13 protein-coding genes are annotated in these 17,724 nt (G+C 65.5%); 8 read left to right on the forward strand and 5 right to left on the reverse strand.

The features are described 5' to 3' along the window. Positions 1 to 261: 261 nt before the first annotated feature. The 3 genes from gyrA (at position 262) to D7T59_RS18785 (ending at position 6,970) form a co-directional block, all read left to right on the forward strand. Positions 262 to 2,976 (forward strand): DNA gyrase subunit A, encoded by a 2,715-nt coding sequence (gyrA, locus tag D7T59_RS18775; RefSeq protein ID WP_180853527.1) that lies wholly within the window; start codon positions 262 to 264, stop codon positions 2,974 to 2,976. A gap of 724 nt (positions 2,977 to 3,700) precedes the next feature. Continuing rightward, on the forward strand, positions 3,701 to 6,229 hold the full coding sequence (locus D7T59_RS18780) for a membrane-bound PQQ-dependent dehydrogenase, glucose/quinate/shikimate family (protein WP_180853231.1): 2,529 nt from the start codon (positions 3,701 to 3,703) through the stop codon (positions 6,227 to 6,229). Between the two features lie 258 nt (positions 6,230 to 6,487). After that, positions 6,488 to 6,970 (forward strand): REP-associated tyrosine transposase, encoded by a 483-nt coding sequence (locus D7T59_RS18785; protein ID WP_180853232.1) that lies wholly within the window; start codon positions 6,488 to 6,490, stop codon positions 6,968 to 6,970. A 574-nt stretch (positions 6,971 to 7,544) separates the two neighbouring features. On the opposite strand, the gene D7T59_RS18790 is transcribed toward D7T59_RS18785, so the two are convergent. Next, positions 7,545 to 8,534 carry a zinc-dependent alcohol dehydrogenase family protein gene (locus D7T59_RS18790; protein WP_180853233.1) on the reverse strand — a complete coding sequence of 330 codons (990 nt, stop codon included), beginning with the start codon at positions 8,532 to 8,534 and terminating at the stop codon, positions 7,545 to 7,547. Between the two features lie 119 nt (positions 8,535 to 8,653). Here D7T59_RS18790 and D7T59_RS18795 point away from each other — a divergent pair, with 119 nt between their 5' ends. Beyond that, on the forward strand, positions 8,654 to 9,559 hold the full coding sequence (locus tag D7T59_RS18795; RefSeq protein ID WP_180853234.1) for a LysR substrate-binding domain-containing protein: 906 nt from the start codon (positions 8,654 to 8,656) through the stop codon (positions 9,557 to 9,559). 48 nt (positions 9,560 to 9,607) lie between these two features. Beyond that, the gene (locus D7T59_RS18800; RefSeq protein ID WP_343203089.1) at positions 9,608 to 10,096 is read left to right on the forward strand and encodes a DUF4952 domain-containing protein; all 489 of its coding nucleotides are present in this window, start codon (positions 9,608 to 9,610) and stop codon (positions 10,094 to 10,096) included. A 430-nt stretch (positions 10,097 to 10,526) separates the two neighbouring features. Here D7T59_RS18800 and D7T59_RS18805 read toward each other — a convergent pair whose 3' ends face one another. From D7T59_RS18805 to D7T59_RS18820, 4 genes are all read right to left on the reverse strand, one after another. Further along, positions 10,527 to 10,928: a DUF3037 domain-containing protein gene (locus tag D7T59_RS18805; RefSeq protein ID WP_049430090.1), complete on the reverse strand. Its 402-nt coding sequence runs from the start codon at positions 10,926 to 10,928 to the stop codon at positions 10,527 to 10,529. Continuing rightward, positions 10,906 to 11,682, reverse strand: coding sequence for a HipA family kinase (locus D7T59_RS18810; RefSeq protein WP_094000959.1), 777 nt, complete (start codon positions 11,680 to 11,682; stop codon positions 10,906 to 10,908). Before D7T59_RS18810 ends, D7T59_RS18805 begins: the two co-directional genes overlap by 23 nt. 66 nt (positions 11,683 to 11,748) lie before the next feature. Next, a complete protein-coding gene (locus D7T59_RS18815; RefSeq protein WP_180853235.1) occupies positions 11,749 to 13,176 on the reverse strand; it encodes an XVIPCD domain-containing protein in 1,428 nt (475 codons plus the stop codon). Positions 13,177 to 13,188: 12 nt separating this feature from the next. Continuing rightward, the gene (locus tag D7T59_RS18820; protein ID WP_258013189.1) at positions 13,189 to 13,695 is read right to left on the reverse strand and encodes a hypothetical protein; all 507 of its coding nucleotides are present in this window, start codon (positions 13,693 to 13,695) and stop codon (positions 13,189 to 13,191) included. 540 nt (positions 13,696 to 14,235) lie between these two features. Here D7T59_RS18820 and D7T59_RS18825 point away from each other — a divergent pair. From D7T59_RS18825 to D7T59_RS18835, 3 genes are all read left to right on the forward strand, one after another. Continuing rightward, positions 14,236 to 14,565, forward strand: coding sequence for a hypothetical protein (locus tag D7T59_RS18825; RefSeq protein ID WP_142806309.1), 330 nt, complete (start codon positions 14,236 to 14,238; stop codon positions 14,563 to 14,565). 168 nt (positions 14,566 to 14,733) lie between these two features. After that, positions 14,734 to 17,196, forward strand: a complete 2,463-nt coding sequence (locus tag D7T59_RS18830) for a S9 family peptidase (protein ID WP_180853237.1) — start codon at positions 14,734 to 14,736, stop codon at positions 17,194 to 17,196. 202 nt (positions 17,197 to 17,398) lie between these two features. Then, positions 17,399 to 17,719: a hypothetical protein gene (locus tag D7T59_RS18835; protein WP_099552353.1), complete on the forward strand. Its 321-nt coding sequence runs from the start codon at positions 17,399 to 17,401 to the stop codon at positions 17,717 to 17,719. Positions 17,720 to 17,724: the final 5 nt, after the last annotated feature.

The following is a 17,724-nucleotide window of genomic DNA, read 5'->3' on the forward strand; positions in this document are numbered from 1 at the left end:
CGCCCCCCCCGGGGGGGGGGGGGGGGGGGGGGGGCCGCCCCCCCCCCCCCCCCCCCCCCCCCCCCCCMCCCCGGCACCGGTAGTGCCGGCCGCTGGCCGGCAGCCCCCTAAGTTCCTGATTTGTGCAGGTAAAATCCCCGTAAAGGGAGGCGGAAAACGGCCTGTTGTGGTAGTATCCACAGGTTGAATCGAGGTTCCGGCACGACCCCCTCCCGCAGAGGGCTGCGCCGGACTGGACCGCTACCAGACAACGGAACCCGAATGGCAGAAACCGCCAAGGAAATCATCCAGGTCAACCTGGAAGACGAGATGCGCAAGAGCTACCTCGATTACGCCATGAGCGTGATCGTGGGCCGTGCGCTGCCGGATGCGCGCGACGGCCTCAAGCCGGTGCATCGCCGCGTGCTGTTCGCGATGAATGAGCTGAACGCGCACAGCAACAAGCCCTACTTCAAGTCGGCGCGTATCGTCGGTGACGTCATCGGTAAGTACCACCCGCATGGCGATCAGTCGGTGTACGACACGCTGGTGCGCCTGGCACAGCCGTTCTCGCTGCGCTACATGCTGGTCGATGGCCAGGGTAACTTCGGCTCCATCGATGGCGACTCCGCCGCGGCGATGCGATACACCGAAGCGCGCATGTCGCGCCTCGCGCATGAGCTGATGGCCGATATCGACAAGGAAACCGTCGATTTCCAGCCCAACTACGACGAAAAGGAACTGGAGCCGACGGTCATGCCGACCCGGTTCCCGAACCTGCTGGTCAATGGTTCGGCCGGTATCGCGGTGGGCATGGCGACCAACATCCCGCCGCACAACCTGAGCGAATCGATCAACGCCTGCATCGCGCTGATCGACAACCCGGAAATCGATGTCGACGGCCTGATGGAGTACATCCCGGGCCCGGATTTCCCGACCGCCGGCATCATCAATGGCACCGCCGGCATCGTCGCCGGCTACCGCACCGGCCGTGGCCGCGTGCGCATCCGTGCCAAGGCCGATATCGAAGTGGCCGACAACGGCCGCGAATCGATCATCGTCACTGAAATTCCTTACCAGGTGAACAAGGCGCGTCTGATCGAGAAGATCGCCGAGCTGGTCAAGGAAAAGAAGATCGAAGGCATCAGCGAGCTGCGCGATGAGTCCGACAAGGACGGCATGCGCATCTACATCGAGATCAAGCGCGGTGAATCTGCCGAGGTTGTGCTGAACAACCTGTACCAGCAGACGCAGATGGAATCGGTGTTCGGCATCAACATGGTGGCGCTGGTCGACGGCCGCCCGCAGTTGATGAACCTCAAGCAGATGCTGGAGGCCTTCGTCCGCCACCGTCGCGAAGTGGTCACCCGCCGCACCGTGTTCGAGCTGCGCAAGGCGCGCGCCCGTGCCCACGTGCTGGAAGGCCTGACCGTCGCGCTGGCCAACATCGACGAGATGATCGAACTGATCAAGACCTCGCCGAACCCGAACGAAGCACGCGAGCGCATGCTGGCGCGCGTGTGGGAGCCGGGCCTGGTCGGTGCCATGCTGGGTGCTGCCGGTGCCGAAGCCTCGCGCCCGGAAGACCTGCCCAAGGGCGTGGGCCTGATCGAGGGCGGCTACCAGCTGACCGAGATCCAGGCCACCCAGATCCTGGAAATGCGCCTGCATCGCCTGACCGGGCTGGAGCAGGACCGCCTGACCGACGAGTACAAGCAGCTGCTGGAAGTGATCGCCGGGCTGATCCACATCCTGGAAGATCCCGACCGCCTGCTGCAGGTGATCCGCGAAGAGCTGGTCAGCGTCAAGGCCGAGTTCGGCGACGAGCGTCGTACCGAGATCCGCCACAGCGAAGAAGACCTGGACATCCTCGACCTGATCGCGCCGGAAGACGTGGTGGTTACCGTGTCGCACGCCGGTTACGTGAAGCGCCAGCCGGTCAGCGTGTACCGCGCGCAGCGCCGTGGTGGCCGTGGCCGCAGTGCGGCGGCCACCAAGGAAGAGGATTTCATCGAACAGCTGTGGCTGGTCAACACGCATGACACGCTGCTGACCTTCACCAGTTCGGGCAAGGTGTTCTGGCTGCCGGTCTACCAGCTGCCCGAAGCCGGTTCCAACGCCCGCGGCCGTCCGATCATCAACTGGATTCCGCTGGAGCCGGGTGAACGCGTGCAGGCCGTGCTGCCGGTGCGCGAGTACGCCGATGGCCAGTTCGTGTTCTTCGCCACGAAGAACGGTACGGTCAAGAAGACCCCGCTGAGCGAATTCGCCTTCCGTCTGGCCCGCGGCAAGATCGCGATCAACCTCGACGAGGGCGATGCGCTGGTCGGCGTCGGCCTGACCGACGGTGAGCGCGACATCCTGCTGTTCGCCTCCAACGGCAAGACCGTGCGCTTCGGCGAGGACAAGGTCCGCTCGATGGGCCGTACCGCCACCGGCGTGCGCGGCATCAAGATGCCGGCCGGGGAGGAAGTGGTCAGCCTGATCGTGGCCGAAAGTGCCGGTGGCATCGAGGACGAGAACGAAGACGACAACGGTGTCGAGGAAGCTGCCGCCAATGGCGATGCGGTGATCGACGGCGCCGACGACGCCAGCGTGCAGTACATCCTCACCGCGACCGAGAACGGCTACGGCAAGCGCACCCCGCTGCCGGACTATCCGCGCAAGGGCCGTGGCACCCAGGGCGTGATCGGCATCCAGACCACCGAGCGCAACGGCAAGCTGGTCGCCGCGGTGCTGATGGGCTCCAGCGACGAAGTGCTGCTGATCTCCGATGGCGGCACCCTGGTGCGTACCCGAGGCTCGGAAATCAGCCGCGTCGGCCGCAACACCCAGGGCGTCACCCTGATCCGCCTGTCCAAGGACGAGAAGCTGCAGGCGGTGGAGCGCATGGATGCCTCGATCGACGAGGACGAGGACGAGGTGGCTGTCGCCGCCCCGGCCGCGACCGACGGCGCACCGGCTGCGGCCAGCAGCGAGGACGCCGCGCAGGAGTGATCCCGTCGCGATGAGAAGTACCCGACGACGCCGGCCCCGTGCCGGCGTCGTCGTTTCTGCGGACCTTCCGGTCGTGCTGGACTCTCCGATCGCTGCGGACTCTCCGATCGCTGCGGACTCTCCGATCGCTGCGGACTCTCCGATCGCTGCGGACTCTCCGATCGCTGCGGACTCTCCGATCGCTGCGAACCATCCGATCGCTAGGGACCACCCGAGCGCTGCGGACCATCCGATCGCTGCGGACCATCCGAGCGCTGCGGACCATCCGATCGCTGCGGACCATCCGATCGCTGCGGACCATCCGATCGCTGCGGACCATCTGATCGCTGCGGACCATCCGATWGCTGCGGACCATCCGATCGCTGCGGACCATCCGATHGCTGCGGACCATCCGATCGCTWCGGACCATCCGATCGCTWCGGACCATCCGATCGCTACGGTAGAGTCGACTGTTAGTCGACTGCTCTGTACATGGCGATGAAAAACCCGCGCTGCGCGCGATAGTCGACTAACAGTCGACTCTACCCAGTCGACTCTACCCAGTCGACTCTACCCAGTCGACGATCGCCCGGTCGACGATCGCCCAGTCGACGATTGCCGAGTCGACGATTGCCGAGTCGACGATTGCCCGGTCGACGATCGCCCGGTCAGGTCCATCCAGAAAATACGCGCGCGCTTCACATGTGCGGTGGGATAAGGGCGCATGCTGCCCCGGAGATCGACGATGTCCGCCACGCCGCAGTCCGCTCCTGTCCCCGTCCGCGCCTCGCGCCATCCCCTCGTCACCGTGCTGTCGCTGTTGCTGGTCGTGCTCGGCCTGGTCATCGGTGGGCTTGGCGCGTGGCTGCTCAGCCTTGGGGGTTCGGCCTACTACGCCATCGCAGGATTCGGCCTGCTGGCCAGCGGCATCCTGCTGTTCGGCAACCGTCGCAGCGGCGCGCTGCTGTACGCGGTGGTGTTCATCGGCACACTGCTGTGGACCTGGTGGGAGTCGGGCAGCGACTACTGGCGCTGGGTGCCGCGGCTGGGCCTGGTTACAGCCCTGGGCATCGTGGTGGCGCTGCTGGCACCGACCCTGCGCGAACCGGTGTCCAAGCGTCTTTCGCGTAGTGTGGCTGGCCTGCTGATGCTGGTGTTCGTGGCCGCCTTCGGCCTAGCCTTTGCGCCGCATGGTGAAGTGGATGGGCACCAGCCGTTCCCGGAAGGCGCGGTCAGCGCCGGACTGGAACCTACGCGTGATACCACCGGCCTGCAGCCGGCCGACCAGCCTGCCGACGGTGACTGGCCTGCCTGGGGCCGCAGCAATGCTGCCACCCGCTATTCGCCCCTGCAGCAGATCACGCCGGCCAACGTTGCCACGCTGCAGCTGGCCTGGCAGTTCCGCACCGGCGACCTGCCGAAGAAGCGCTGGGGCGCGGAAACCACGCCACTGAAGATCGGCGACCGGCTGTACCTGTGTACCGCGCGCAACCGCTTGATCGCACTGGACGCCAGCAGCGGCAGGGAGCTGTGGCGGTTTGATCCGAAGGTGAAGGACGCTTCGATTCCCTATACAGCTGCGTGCCGTGGCGTGAGCTACTACGAGCAATCGAGCGCACCGACCGTGGTCGATGCGGTGCTGGCCGATTTCGCCGCCGATCTGGCCCTGCCCGAGCCGCCGCCGACGATCACCCGTAGTTCGGCGCCAGGCAGCCGCCCTGCGTGCTGGGCGCGCATCATCGAAGGCACGCTCGATGGCCGCATCATCGCGGTGGATGCGGACAGCGGCCGCCCGTGCGCCAACTTTGGCAACAACGGCCAGGTCGACATCACCCTTGGCATGGGCGAGGTGCCGCCGGGCTATGTGTCGATCACCTCGCCACCGGCGATCGTGCGCGGTGTGATCGTCACCGGCCACCAGGTGCTGGACGGCCAGCGCCGCGATGCACCGTCGGGGGTGATCCAGGCTTACGACGCGGTCACCGGCAAGCTGCGCTGGGCCTGGGACATGGACCAGCCCGAGCGCAGTGGGCTGCCACCGCGCGAACAGACCTACACGCGTGGCACCCCGAACATGTGGACCACGGCCACCGGCGATGAAGCGCTGGGCCTGGTCTACCTGCCGCTGGGCAACTCCGCCGGTGACTACTGGAGCGGCTCGCGCACCGAAAACCAGAATCGCTATTCGACCTCGCTGGTGGCGATCGATGTGGCCACCGGCAAACCGGCCTGGCACTTCCAGGCCGTGCGCAAGGATGTGTGGGACTACGACCTGGGTTCACAGGCCAGCCTGATCGACTACCCGACCGCGGCCGGCAAGGTGCCGGCGCTCCTGCTGCCGACCAAGCAGGGCGACCTGTACGTTCTCGACCGCCGCAACGGCCAGCTGCTGAGCGCCGCTGAGGAACGCAAGGTACCTGTGGGCGGTGTCGAGCCCGAACAGCGCTCACCCACCCAGCTGTTCTCTCTGTACCACACGCTGCGCCGCGAGCATGACCTGACCGAGCGCGACATGTGGGGGCTGACCCCGATCGACCAGCTGGTCTGCCGCATCCAGTTCCGCAAGGCCTACTACGAAGGCTTCTACACGCCGCCGAGCAGCGAGCGCCACTCCATCGAGTACCCGGGTTACAACGGCGGCTCGGACTGGGGCAGCGTGTCCGTCGATACGCGCCGTGGTGTGATCGTGGCCAACTACAACGACATGCCCAACTACAACCGACTGGTGCCACGTGCCGAAGCCGACCGGCTGGGCTGGCTGCCGCGCGAGAAGATCCGGTTCGACAAGGGCGGCGCTGAGGGCGCGGGTGACCCGCAGGTGGGCACGCCTTATGCCATCCAGGTCAATGCCGGTTGGCGCCTGCCGTTCACCGGTCTGCTGTGCAAGCAGCCGCCCTATGGCGGCATCCGTGCCATCGACCTGCGCACCGGCAAGCTGCTGTGGGACCGTCCGTTCGGCAGTGCGCGTGGCAATGGACCCTTCGGCATCCGCTCAGGCCTGCCGATCGAGATCGGCACACCGAACAATGGCGGTTCGGTGGTGACCGCCAGCGGCCTGATCTTCATCGCCGCCGCCACCGATGACCTGCTGCGCGCCATCGATCTGAAGACCGGCAAGGAACTGTGGCACGCCAAGCTGCCGGCCGGTGGGCAGGCCAACCCGATGGTGTACGAACAGGGCGGCCGCCAGTACGTGGTGATCATGGCCGGCGGCCACCATTTCATGGAGACACCGAAGGGTGATTACGTGATGGCGTTTGCACTGCCCAGATAGAGCCTGAAGGGTAGAACCGACTGGGTAGAGCCGACTGGGTAGAGCCGACTGGGTAGAGCCGACTGGGTAGAGTCGACTGTTAGTCGACTGCTCTTCGCGATTGCGCTGGAAAGCCAGCGGCTCACGCGATAGTCGATCAGCAGTCGACGCTACCCGAGCGACTCCACGTCCCCGGACGCCGTATCGAGATGATCTCTGATCCTGACATTGGTAGTGAGCCGATGTCGGGAATCCATCCTGGCGGGCATTCTCGAACCCATGCCCAGCTCTCAACTGCTTGCCGGCCGGCGATCCATCGTCGGCAATGTCTACACCATCACCATGGTGTGCCGGAACCGCCATCGCGTCTTCGATTGCCCTGCCAATGCCGACCTTGCCATGCAGCTCCTTGGATCGATGGACCGGGAAGGCCTGACTGCGTCGCTTGCCTGGGTCATCATGCCGGATCATATCCACTGGCTGGCTCAACTACGTGGCCATTCGCTGGGCTACTGCGTGCAGCGCTTCAAGGCGCGCAGCAGTTTTCTGATCAACCGACGGCGAGGGAGCCAGGGTGCAATATGGCAGGCGGGTTATCACGATCATGCGATCCGCAGTGACGTGTCCCTGCGGCGGCACGCCGGCTACATTCTGGCAAATCCCGTTCGGGCGGGTCTTGCCGCGCAGGTCGGTGACCATCCGTACGGATGGTGTCGCTGGCCGCTGAGCGAGCTGGAGTCGGCCCACGAGGATGAACACTGATACGGCCAACTCTACCTCGTCGGTCTACTGACGGGTTCGCGCGATTCCGCGCGACTGCGTGCTTCTGCGGCCGACTGGGCCGAACCGACTGGGTAGAGTCGACTGTTAGTCGACTGCTCTTCTCGCCAACGCTGGAAAGCCCGCGCTTCGCGCGATAGTCGACTGACAGTCGACTCTACCTCGTCGGTTTACTGACGGRTTCGYYCGATTCCAGRCGACTGCATGCTTCTGCAGCCGACTGCTCTTCTCGCCAACGCTGGAAAGCCCGCGCTTCACGCGATAGTCGACTGACAGTCGACTCTACCTCGTCGGTCTACTGACGGATTCGCTCGATTCCAGACGACMGCATGCTTCTGCAGTCGACTGCTCTTCTCGCCAACGCTGGAAAGCCCGCGCTTCGCGCGATAGTCGACTGACAGTCGACTCTACCTCGTCGGTHTACTGACGGRTTCGYYCGATTCCAGRCGACTGCATGCTTCTGCAGCCGACTGCTCTTCTCGCCAACGCTGGAAAGCCCGCGCTTCGCGCGATAGTCGACTGACAGTCGACTCTACCTGGCCGGTCTGCTGACGGGTTACACCGTCACCACCACCTTGCCGATCTGCTCGTTCGATTCCAGGTAACGGTGTGCCTCCTGGATCTGTGCGAACGGGAACACCTTGGCGATCTTCGGTGCCAGCGTGCCCTTGTCCAGGCCGTCGACGATGAAGGCTTTGGCACGCGCCAGCGCGGCATCGTCGGAAACGATCTCCGAGTACAGGTAGCCTTTCAACGTCAGCGACTTGCCCAGCACGTTGAACAACGGGAACGGCGTGGGTTCGCTGCTCAGCGCGCCGTACTCCAGCAGGATGCCACCGCGCGCCATCGCTTCGGTCAACGCGTTGAACTGCGGGCCACCGATCGGATCGAACACCACGCGGGCACCTGCGCCGCCGGTGATGCGCGCCACTTCGGCCGCCAGATCCTGCTCCTGGGTGGCGATGACGTGGGCGGCGCCGGCATCAAGCAGGGCCTGGCGCTTGCCCGGGCCACGGGTCACAGCGATCGGCGTGGCGCCTACTGCATTGGCGATCTGGATGGCAGCCAGGCCGACGCTGCTGCTTGCGGCGGTGATGATGACGAAATCCCCGGCGGCCAGATGCGCCTGCTCCAGCAGCGCCCCCCAGGCGGTGACGTACTGCATCCACACGGCAGCGGCCGTTTCAAAGTCCAGTGCCTGCGGATGCTTGACCACCAGTCGTGCCGGCACGTTGGCCAGTTCGCCGTAGGTGCCCCAGCGCGCGATATCCAGCGGCGGAACCACGCTGACCGCATCGCCCGCAGTGAATCCGCTCACGGTACTGCCGACGGCTTCAACCACGCCGGCCGCTTCGTAGCCCAGGCGGCTGGGGAACTGCGCTTCCTGCAGGTAGGCGCCGTTTCGGAACATCACCTCGGCGCGGTTCAGGCCGATCGCCTTCACCCGGATCTGGACTTCGTCWGGGGCGGGGGCGGGAACGTCGATATCGTCGATGCGCAGTACATCGGCAGTGCCATATTCGTGGATGCGGACAACCTGGCTCATGGGGGGCTCCGAGGAAGGGCCGGCGAGGGCGCCGGCGAAAGGGTGAGCGCTACTGTGCGCGTAGTCTGCATCCAGAATAAGGGGTAATCTGGCGTTTCATTGAAAAATAATTGTTTGCAATGGACCTGATCGTTCCCCTGAGGACCTTCGCCAAGGTGGCCGAGGTCGGCTCCTTCGCCGCCGCCGCAGACGCGTTGGATCTCTCGCCACAGCTGGTTGGCAAGCACATCCAGGCGCTGGAGCAGCATCTGGGTGTACGCCTGCTCAACCGCACCACGCGCAAGCAGAGCCTGACCGACTTCGGCCAGGCGTTCCTGGCGCGGGCGCGGGTGATCCTGGAGGAAGTGGAGGGGGCCGAGCAGCTGGCCGAAGTGGCGCGCGGGCGGCCGATGGGGCGCCTGCGCATCAGTGCGCCGGTCACCTTCGGCGTGCATGCGCTGGGCCCGGCGGTGGTGGCCTACATGCAGCAGTATCCAGACGTGCAGGTCGATCTGAATCTGTCCAACAGCCTGGTCAACATCGTCGAAGAAGGCTACGACCTGGTGTTCCGCACCGGTGACCTGGCCGACAGCGGACTGGTGGCGCGGCGGTTGGGGCCGTATCCGCTGGTGCTGTGCGCATCGCCGGCCTACCTGGCGTCGCGTCCGCCGATTACCCACCCGAGTGACCTGAGCCGGCACGAGTGCCTGGGCTTCGCGCATTCGATCATCCGCACCCGCTGGAGCTTCCGCGATGCCGATGGCAGCGTGTTGAGCGTGCCGGTGTCCAGCCGCTTCATGGTCAACCAGGCCGAGCCGCTGTTGACAGCGGCCGTGGGTGGTCTGGGGTTGATCCTGCAGCCGCACGAGATGTTGGCCGCTGCACTCGCGCGCGGTGAACTGGTGGAGGTGCTGCCGGCGTTCGTGCCCGTGTCGACCTGGATCAATCTGCTGTACCCGCGCGATCGCCAGCTGACCCCCAAACTGCGCAGCTTCCTGGACTTCTGTGCTGCACGGTTCAGCGAGCAGAGCATGGCGCGGCGATAGCGCGGCCATCGGTTAGCATTCCGGCGACTCTCTGCGAAGGATCGCCCCGTGACGTCTGTTCCCGTATTCCATCCTGCCCTCGTCGTTCTGCTGCTGGCGACGTTGTCCGGCGGCCGGGCCCCTGCGCAGGCGCTGGCCGAGTGGGAGATGCAGGGGCGCGCGGATGGCCTGGCGCGACCTGATATCGAATGCCAGGATTTCCTGCAGGCGATGGGGCGCAAGCCGGCAGGGCTGGAGTACGTGGGCTGCAGTCAGGACGACGCGTCCTACATCAAACCCATGCAAGCCCACTATCGCGTTGCAGGCGCCCGTGCCGAGCGGGTCGAAGCGTATCTGCATGCGACGTTCGGAATGCCGATGTTGCGTTACACCTGCTGTGGCTGGAGCAATGGCGCGCCGTACACCTGGCGCGAAGGTTCAGACACGGTGAGGTACCAGATCGGAATGGGCGTGGAATCGCTGCCGTATGAGCGGACCGAGTGGCGGCGCATCGAAGCATTCAACGTAACGGTGGAGGTGTTTCGGCAGAGCCCGTAGCGTGGGTGCGGCAGGCGGACGCCTGCTCCAGGATGCGTGCAGGGATTCCTGCAAAGGAACTGCCATGAAGGCTGTCGGATGCGTGCTGCTCTGCACTGCGCGGGCGTTTCCGGTTCTGATGGCTTCGCCGGCTTCTCCTGCCGCAGGTGCAACCGCATCCGAGCGTCCACTCGTGCACTGAATGTGGGAAGCGGGGAGTGGACGCGGGTAGAGTCGACTGTTAGTCGACTATCGCGCGAAGCGCGGGCTCTTCGATCCTTCCGCAAACGGCAGTCGACTAACAGTCGACTCTACCCAGTCGACTCTATCCAGTCGACTCTACCCAGTCGACTCTACCCAGTCGACTCTACCCAGTCGACGCTATGCAGTCGACGTTATCCAGTCGACGCCACCCAGTCGACGCCACCCAGTCGACGCCACCCAGTCGACGTCACCCAGTCGGCGCCGGTACCCGCACCATCTTCGTCATCAGGTGTTCCACCACACCCGCCGGGTCCGCCGTGCGGCCGACATGCGTGCTCGACATCTGCACCACCGAGCTGCGCTTGGCAGTGAGGAAATGGAAGCGCGCACGCGCCGGCAGCTGCGCGATTGGTCCGGCGGTGGCGTCGCCGCGGCAGATCGCCACGATCGCATCCAGCCACGGCTGCAGCGCCTCCTGGTCCAGCGCCGGCGCGAAGGCCCGCAGGCGTGCCGGATCGATCTCGATGGCCGCTTCCAGATGCCGTGCACCGGGGCAGGACACGATCACCCCGACGTTGATGAACTCTTCGCGCTCCACCCGCGGTACCACGCGGATGACCGCATAGTCATACGTGTGCAGCGTGGGCACGGATGGCCTCCTGCACGAACACCGCACGCACTTTCAGGCGGTGCTTGAGATAGTCGATATAGCCTTGGCGATAGGCCTGTGGGCTGTCGAACGCGGGCTCATTCACCAGCCAGCTGTCCGGCACCAGGCCGACGATGCGCTCGATCTCGGCATCGGTCAGGCGCGCGGCCAGCTCGGCATCCACCTCGGCGATGTGGCTGGCGAACGACAGCAGCACATGGTCGCGGATCAGCACGAATGGCTTTTCGCAGGCATCGCCGGCGTTGGCCCAGTCGTGATGGAAATACATGGCCGCACCGTGGTCGATCAGGTACAGCTTTCGATGCCACACCATCAGGTTGGGATTGCGCGTGGTGCGGTCGACATTGCTGGTGAACGCATCAAACCAGACGATGCGTGAGGCCAGGTCGGCGTCCACCGGCATCGCTGCCGGGTCGTAGTTGATCGCGCCGGGCAGGTAGTCCAGGCCCAGGTTCAGGCCCTCGCTGGCGCGGATCAGCTCCTGGATCTCCGGGTCCGGTTCGGTGCGGGCGAACTCGCGGTCCAGCTCGACGAACAGGATTTCCGGGATCGGCAGGCCCAGCGTGCGCGCCATTTCACCGGCAATCAGCTCGGCAATCAGCGCCTTCGGGCCCTGGCCGGCGCCACGGAACTTCAGCACGGCCATGCCGTCGTCGTCGGTCTCGACCACGGCGGGCAGGGAGCCACCTTCCCGCAAGGGGGTGATGTAGCGGAGGGCATGTACGGTGCGCATGGGCGCATTCTAGCGTGGGTGCCGCCAAGGGAGCGCCGGGCGATGCCGCGGCGGCTCCCTGCGCCGTCAGTGTGACAACGCACTACGCTGCTGTTCCTGCACCTGCGTGCGGGTCTGATCCTGCGAGGCATGCTCGGCCTGTCGCTGGTTGACCACGGCAAGCGTATCCAGGCTGTCCTGCACCGGGCGTTGCGCGGCCTCGGCGGTGGGCGATGACGCGCGCAGCGAGGCCGGATCATCCAGCGGCCCTTTCACCACGAAGATGTTCTGCGCCGCGCCCGCACCATCGGTCTGGCGGCTGAGCACCACATGGTCGACACGGTCCAGCCCGTTCTCGCGGGCCAGCACCAGCAGGCTGGCGCTCAGGCGCTCGCTGGACGCATCGAAACTGCGTCCGTTGGCAGCATCCAGCTCCGCTACCTTGCCGCGGATCTGCTCGTGCAGCGAACGGTCACGGCCTTCCGCAAGCGGCAACGCCATTGCATCACCCGCGGAGGCCTGCCGTGCGGTGATGGGGACATGTGCATGCGTGCCTTCGGTGTGGTCGAAGTAATGCAGCGTCGACGGCGAGGTGCTGGTATCGAAGTAGGGCTGGCGCGGGGGCGAGCCCTCGCCGAGGTTGAGCCCGTTCTGTTCCAGCAGGCGTTCGTCCAGGCCCAGCTTCTTCATGTTCACTTCCATCCGGCTGACGCCGTCGGGCGCCGGATTCGCGGCCTCGTATCCGCTGGCCAGTTCGATCGCCTGGACGCCGTAGAAATTCTGGTAGTCCGAATTCCCATGATGGCCCAGGCCGGTGCTGATGCCCTGATCGTAATAGTGCCTGGCCATTCCCTCGATGTTGGCTGCGGTGGGGGAGATGGTCAGGTCCGCATTGAGGGCCAGCTCCGGGTGCGGGGCATAGGTGATCGGCGGGCCGGGTCGCGACTGGATGACGTCTGCCGAGCGGGTGCTGGCTTCATACAGGTCGCGCAGGGTAGCGTCCGGGTTGCTGGCACGTACCTGGCTGACCAGCGCATTCCAGCCTGCGATGTTCGAGGATGCCTCATCGCGGCGGTTGGCCGCGAGCAGAGTGCCGATCGCGTCGGTGTAATCATGGCTGGTGGTACGTCCTGCGATCTGCTCCACATCGGCTTCGAACTGCACGTAGGCTCGCTCGACATCCGCATCGTTGAAACCATGCTGGATCTCGTGACCGAGCACGAAGGTGACCTCTGCCGCGTCGAACCTGTCCGGCGCCGCCGGGGTCGACAAGCTGCTGGCGGGCAGGTTGATGGATTTCGTGCCGGTCTCGTAGGTACCACCCGCATTGCTTGTGGCGGGCAACAGTTCGATGCGTTCCAGATGGCCTGCCGCGATGGCGGCGTCCACCTGCTTTGCCAGCACGGGCGAGCCCGCGATGACGCTGCGCAGGTTGTCGACCTGGTCGCTGGTGACGTCGGTCTTGCTGGCGAATTCGCCCAGCAGGCGTTCCGTTTCTGCGGAAAGGATCGTCATTGATGGCTCCCCTTACTGCACGGTGACAAGACGCACGCAGGCATGCGTGGCGTCGCCGAGGGCGTGGGGGTTCTCGGGCATGGTGTCGACCTTGATGCTCAGCTGCGGTCGATCGAAGCGTTCGTAGATCACCCGGCCGTGTTCGCCCCGCACCGTCTCGCGCTTGAAGCCGGCGGCATCCAGTGCCGAAGCGAAGTGGTTGAAGTCGATCTGGCAGATCGCCGTGGCCGAGGCCTTGCGATCGCTGCTGGTGTCCATGAAGTTCAGGTCCAGCCGCGCTTCGGCAGTGCCGGCCCGCTGCACTTCCAGGCCATAGCCCCATTCCGGCGTCAGCCTGCCGCCGTAGCCGAAGTGGCCAGGGCCGAAGGTCTGCGCCGGTGCCTGCATGGCAGCGGACAGGCGTTCGACGGTCAGCTCGCGGGTGGAAGTTGTGGCCTTGATCAGGTCCAACAGGCGCAGCAGCAACTGCCCGGCGTTGAGCGGGGAGGGCGAAGTGGTCTCGGATACGGCGGGGGGCATGGTGTCGGTTCCTTGATGATTCGGCGTGCGGTCGGTGGCATGTGCGCAGGCGCAGAGCGTGGCCGCTGAAAGTGCGAGCGTCCACGGTCGTATGAATGCGTACCGGGGCATGTGCGTTCCTTGCAGATTGAAGGCAGACCGTAGGGTCAGCCGGATGAAGCAGAGGTTAAGCCGAATCGGGGCGAGGGAAGTCGGCAGCAAAGGGAAACTGAGGCGCAGTCTTCACTTCGCCCTTCCTTCAGCGGTGGCAGCATCTGTTTCCAAGGAGCGTTCCACACGCGTGTGACCTTCAACAGGAGGCCGTCATGCCGCTACAGCGCAGCCGTCACGCTTCACCCTGCATGCAATGAACGGGTGGTGTTGACCCAGGCCCGATAGGGCCTTCCACCGGCAAGGAGGCCGCCGTACGCGCCACTTGTCCAGACGTGTCCATCGTGTATCCGGACCTCGGCAGTTCTCTGCCGGCTCCGCGATTCCGCTGGACGCCCGCTTTCAATGTGCCTTTTCCATGATGTTCCTGCAGGCTTTGGAGGTGCACCGATGAGCGACGAATTCAATCCCATGCTGCCACCGCTGGATGATGCCAAGGTCGAGGAAATGATCGGCAAGCTGGTGCTGGTCGGGGTTACCCGCTATGGGGGGGACGGTCAGGTGCAGGGCCTTGAGCAATATGCCGGCACCGTGCTGCGCATCAGCGCCGACGAAGGCGTGGTCCTGGCTGATGAGAACGATGGCCATGAGCGCTACCTGCCGCCGATGCTCGACCAGTACCAGCCGGCCGAGCCCGGCGAGTACCGCATGCGCAACAGCGGCATGATCGTGATCGACCCGGACTATCTGGCCACCTGGGACCTGCACGCCCAACAGTAGTGCCAGGCCATGCCTGGCAGATGATGCCCTGGCAATGGCAGCTCTTGGCGAGGCTCACTTTGCCCCATCCGGCCACTAGCCCTTCCGGCCCATTCACGACAACCCCTGCGGTGCTAGATTCGGGCCTTGCCCGTCCTCGGGCGCCCAATCACACCCCAGGGGATAAGGATGCTCATCCGTCGAACCTCTCTGGCGGCGGCCGTTGCCGTTGCCACCGTCGGCCTTTTGGCCGCTGGCCCGGCCCTTGCCGATTACGCCAAGCCGCCGGAACACCTGCTCAAGGTGCTGAAGGCGCCACCGCCGCCGGCGCCGAACGTGGCCCCGGGCGGGCAGCGCCTGCTGCTGACCACCGCGCAGACCTATCCGTCGATCAGCCGTGTCGCCCAGCCGTACCTGAAGCTGGCCGGCGTGCGCCTGGAGCCGAAGAACCGCAGCCGCCATGACACCCCCGGTGGCTACGGCATTCCGGCCTGCGTGGCCGACTTCACCCTGGTCGATATCGCCAGCGCCAAGGAAACCAAGGTCAACCTGCCGCAGGGCTGCGCGACCGGCGCGCTGTGGTCGGCCGATGGCAGCCATTTCGCCTTCCAGAACGCAGTCGATACCAGCGTGCAGCTGTGGGTGGGCGACGCCGCCACCGGGCAGGTGAAGCAGATCCCGAACGTGCAGCTGAACCCGATCTTCGGCAACACCGTGCAGTGGCTGGGCGGCAGCCAGAACCTGCTGGTGAAGCTGGTGCCGGCCAACCAGGGCCCGGCGCCGTCCAATGGCGGCGTGCCGACCGGCCCGGACGCGCAGGAGTCGCTGGGCAGCAGCGGCGAGAGCAGCACCTATGAAGCTCGCGACACGCTGACCAGCGTGCATGACGAGAAGCTGTTCGCCTACTACGGTGCCTCACAGCTGGCCGTGGTCGACACCGCCGTCGGCAGCGTGCGCCCGGTCGGGCAGCCGGCGCTGTTCAACGACGTCAGCGCCGCGCCCGATGGCGTGCATGTGCTGACCGAGTCCATCAAGGCACCGTATTCGCATGCGGTGACCTACCAGCGCTTCGCCAACGACGTGGCCGTGCTGGATATCGCCAGCGGCAAGTCCACGCCGATCGCCAGCCTGCCGCTGGCCGACCGCGTGCCGGTACATGGCGTGCCGGAAGGCCCGCGTGGTTTCGACTGGCGTGCCACCGATCCGGCCACCCTGGTCTATGCCGAGGCACTGGACAAGGGCGACTGGAAGGTCAACGTGCCGCACCGCGACCGCGTGCTGATGCTGAAGGCGCCGTTCAACGGCAAGCCGACCGAAGTCACCCGTACCGCGCAGCGTTTTGAAGGCTTCGCGTGGACCGCCGATCCGGCCGTGGCGTTCCAGTTCGAGAACGACGAGAACCGCCACTGGATGCAGACCCGCGTGGTCGATGTCGACCAGCCGAAGAAGGAAGGCCGCCTGCTGTGGGACATGTCCAGCGACGAGCTGTACGGCAATCCCGGCAACCTGGTGTTCACCCGCCTGCCGAACGGTGCGCAGGTGGTGCGTCGCGATGGCAACCATGTGTTCCTCAGCGGCCGTGGCGCCTCGCCGCAGGGCGATCGCCCGTTCCTGGACCGCCTGGACCTGGGCACGCTGAAGAGCGAGCGCCTGTTCCGCAGCAGCGCCGATGCCTACGAGCAGTTCCTCGGCTTCAGCAACACGCCCGGCCGCTACCTGACCTGGCACCAGTCGGTGATCGATCCGCCGAATGCCTTCATCCGCCAGCAGGGTGAGGCGGTGGCCGACGCCAAGACCGGCGAGGCGCAGTTCGCGTCCACCACGACTGCGTTGACCAGGCTGGTCGATCCGACCCCGGAAGTGCGCCAGATCAAGAAGCAGCTGGTGACCTACAAGCGCGCCGACGGCGTGGACCTGTCGTTCACCCTGTACACGCCGCCGGGCTACAAGGAAGGCCAGCGTGTGCCGGCAATCCTGTATGCGTACCCGGCCGACTTCGCCAACGCCGCACAGGCGGGCCAGGTGTCCGGTTCGCAGCAGACCTTCACCCGCCTGCAACCGTACCGCCTGATGCTGCTGGCCGGCTACGCGATCATCGACAACGCCTCGTTCCCGATCGTGGGCGACCCGAAGAACGCCTACGACACCTACCTGGAGCAGCTGGAAGCCGATGCCAAGGCCGCAGTGGACAAGGCCGTGGACATGGGCGTGGTCGACCGCAACCGCATCGGCGTGACCGGTCACAGCCACGGCGGCCTGATGACCGCCAACCTGATCGCCCATACCAACCTGTTCAAGGCCGGCGTGGCGACCAGCGGTTCGTACAACAAGACCTTCACCCCGTTCGGCTTCCAGAACGAACGCCGCTCGGTGTGGCAGGCGCAGGACGTGTACCTGAAGGCGTCGCCGTTCTTCTACGCCGACAAGATCAAGCTGCCCCTGCTGCTGGTCCACGGTGAGGACGACGCCAACCCGGGCACCGAGCCGTTCCAGTCGCGCAAGCTGTACCAGGCGATCCGCGGCAACGGCGGTACCACCCGCCTGGTGATGCTGCCGAACGAGCCGCACTGGTACACCGCGCTGGAGTCGAACGAGCAGCTGGTATCGGAAATGCTGAACTGGTTCGACACCTATGTGAAGAACGCCAAGTGAGGCAACAGGAAGGCCACCTCCGGGTGGCCTTCCTGCGTCCTGCTGCAGCGCCGGGCCCACGCTCGGCTGCCCGTTCGCCTGCAAACAGCTGCAGGTGCTCTGCAATCAACTGTGGAGACTCGGTAACGACGTGTTACCGGCACATTCGCATGCCATGCAAATGGTCTAGGCTGAACCTGTAAGTCCGTCCCGGGTCGGTGCAATGAAAGCCATCCTTCTTGCTGCAACGTTGTCGTTGTTCCTGGTCTCAACTGCGGGTGCCCAGCCGCTGCCCGCCGAACTGGCGCAGCTGGGGATCATCGCCGGCATGCCCTACGCCAAGGCCAAGCGCCTGCTGGACGCGGCCGGTTGGCAGGTGAAGCCGGTGGAGGGCGCGCCGGAATCACTGGAGGGCTTTCCGGAAGTGGGGTGCCAGAAGGGCGGGAAGCAGTGCGCGACGACCTTCGAGAAGGGCGAACAGCAGGTTGCCGTGCGGCTGGGCACTACCCTGGCAGGGCAGCCGTTCGTGCAGGGCGCTGACTGAAGGCC

The sequence above is a fragment of the Stenotrophomonas maltophilia genome (assembly GCF_013464915.1).
Taxonomy (GTDB): domain Bacteria; phylum Pseudomonadota; class Gammaproteobacteria; order Xanthomonadales; family Xanthomonadaceae; genus Stenotrophomonas; species Stenotrophomonas maltophilia_AT.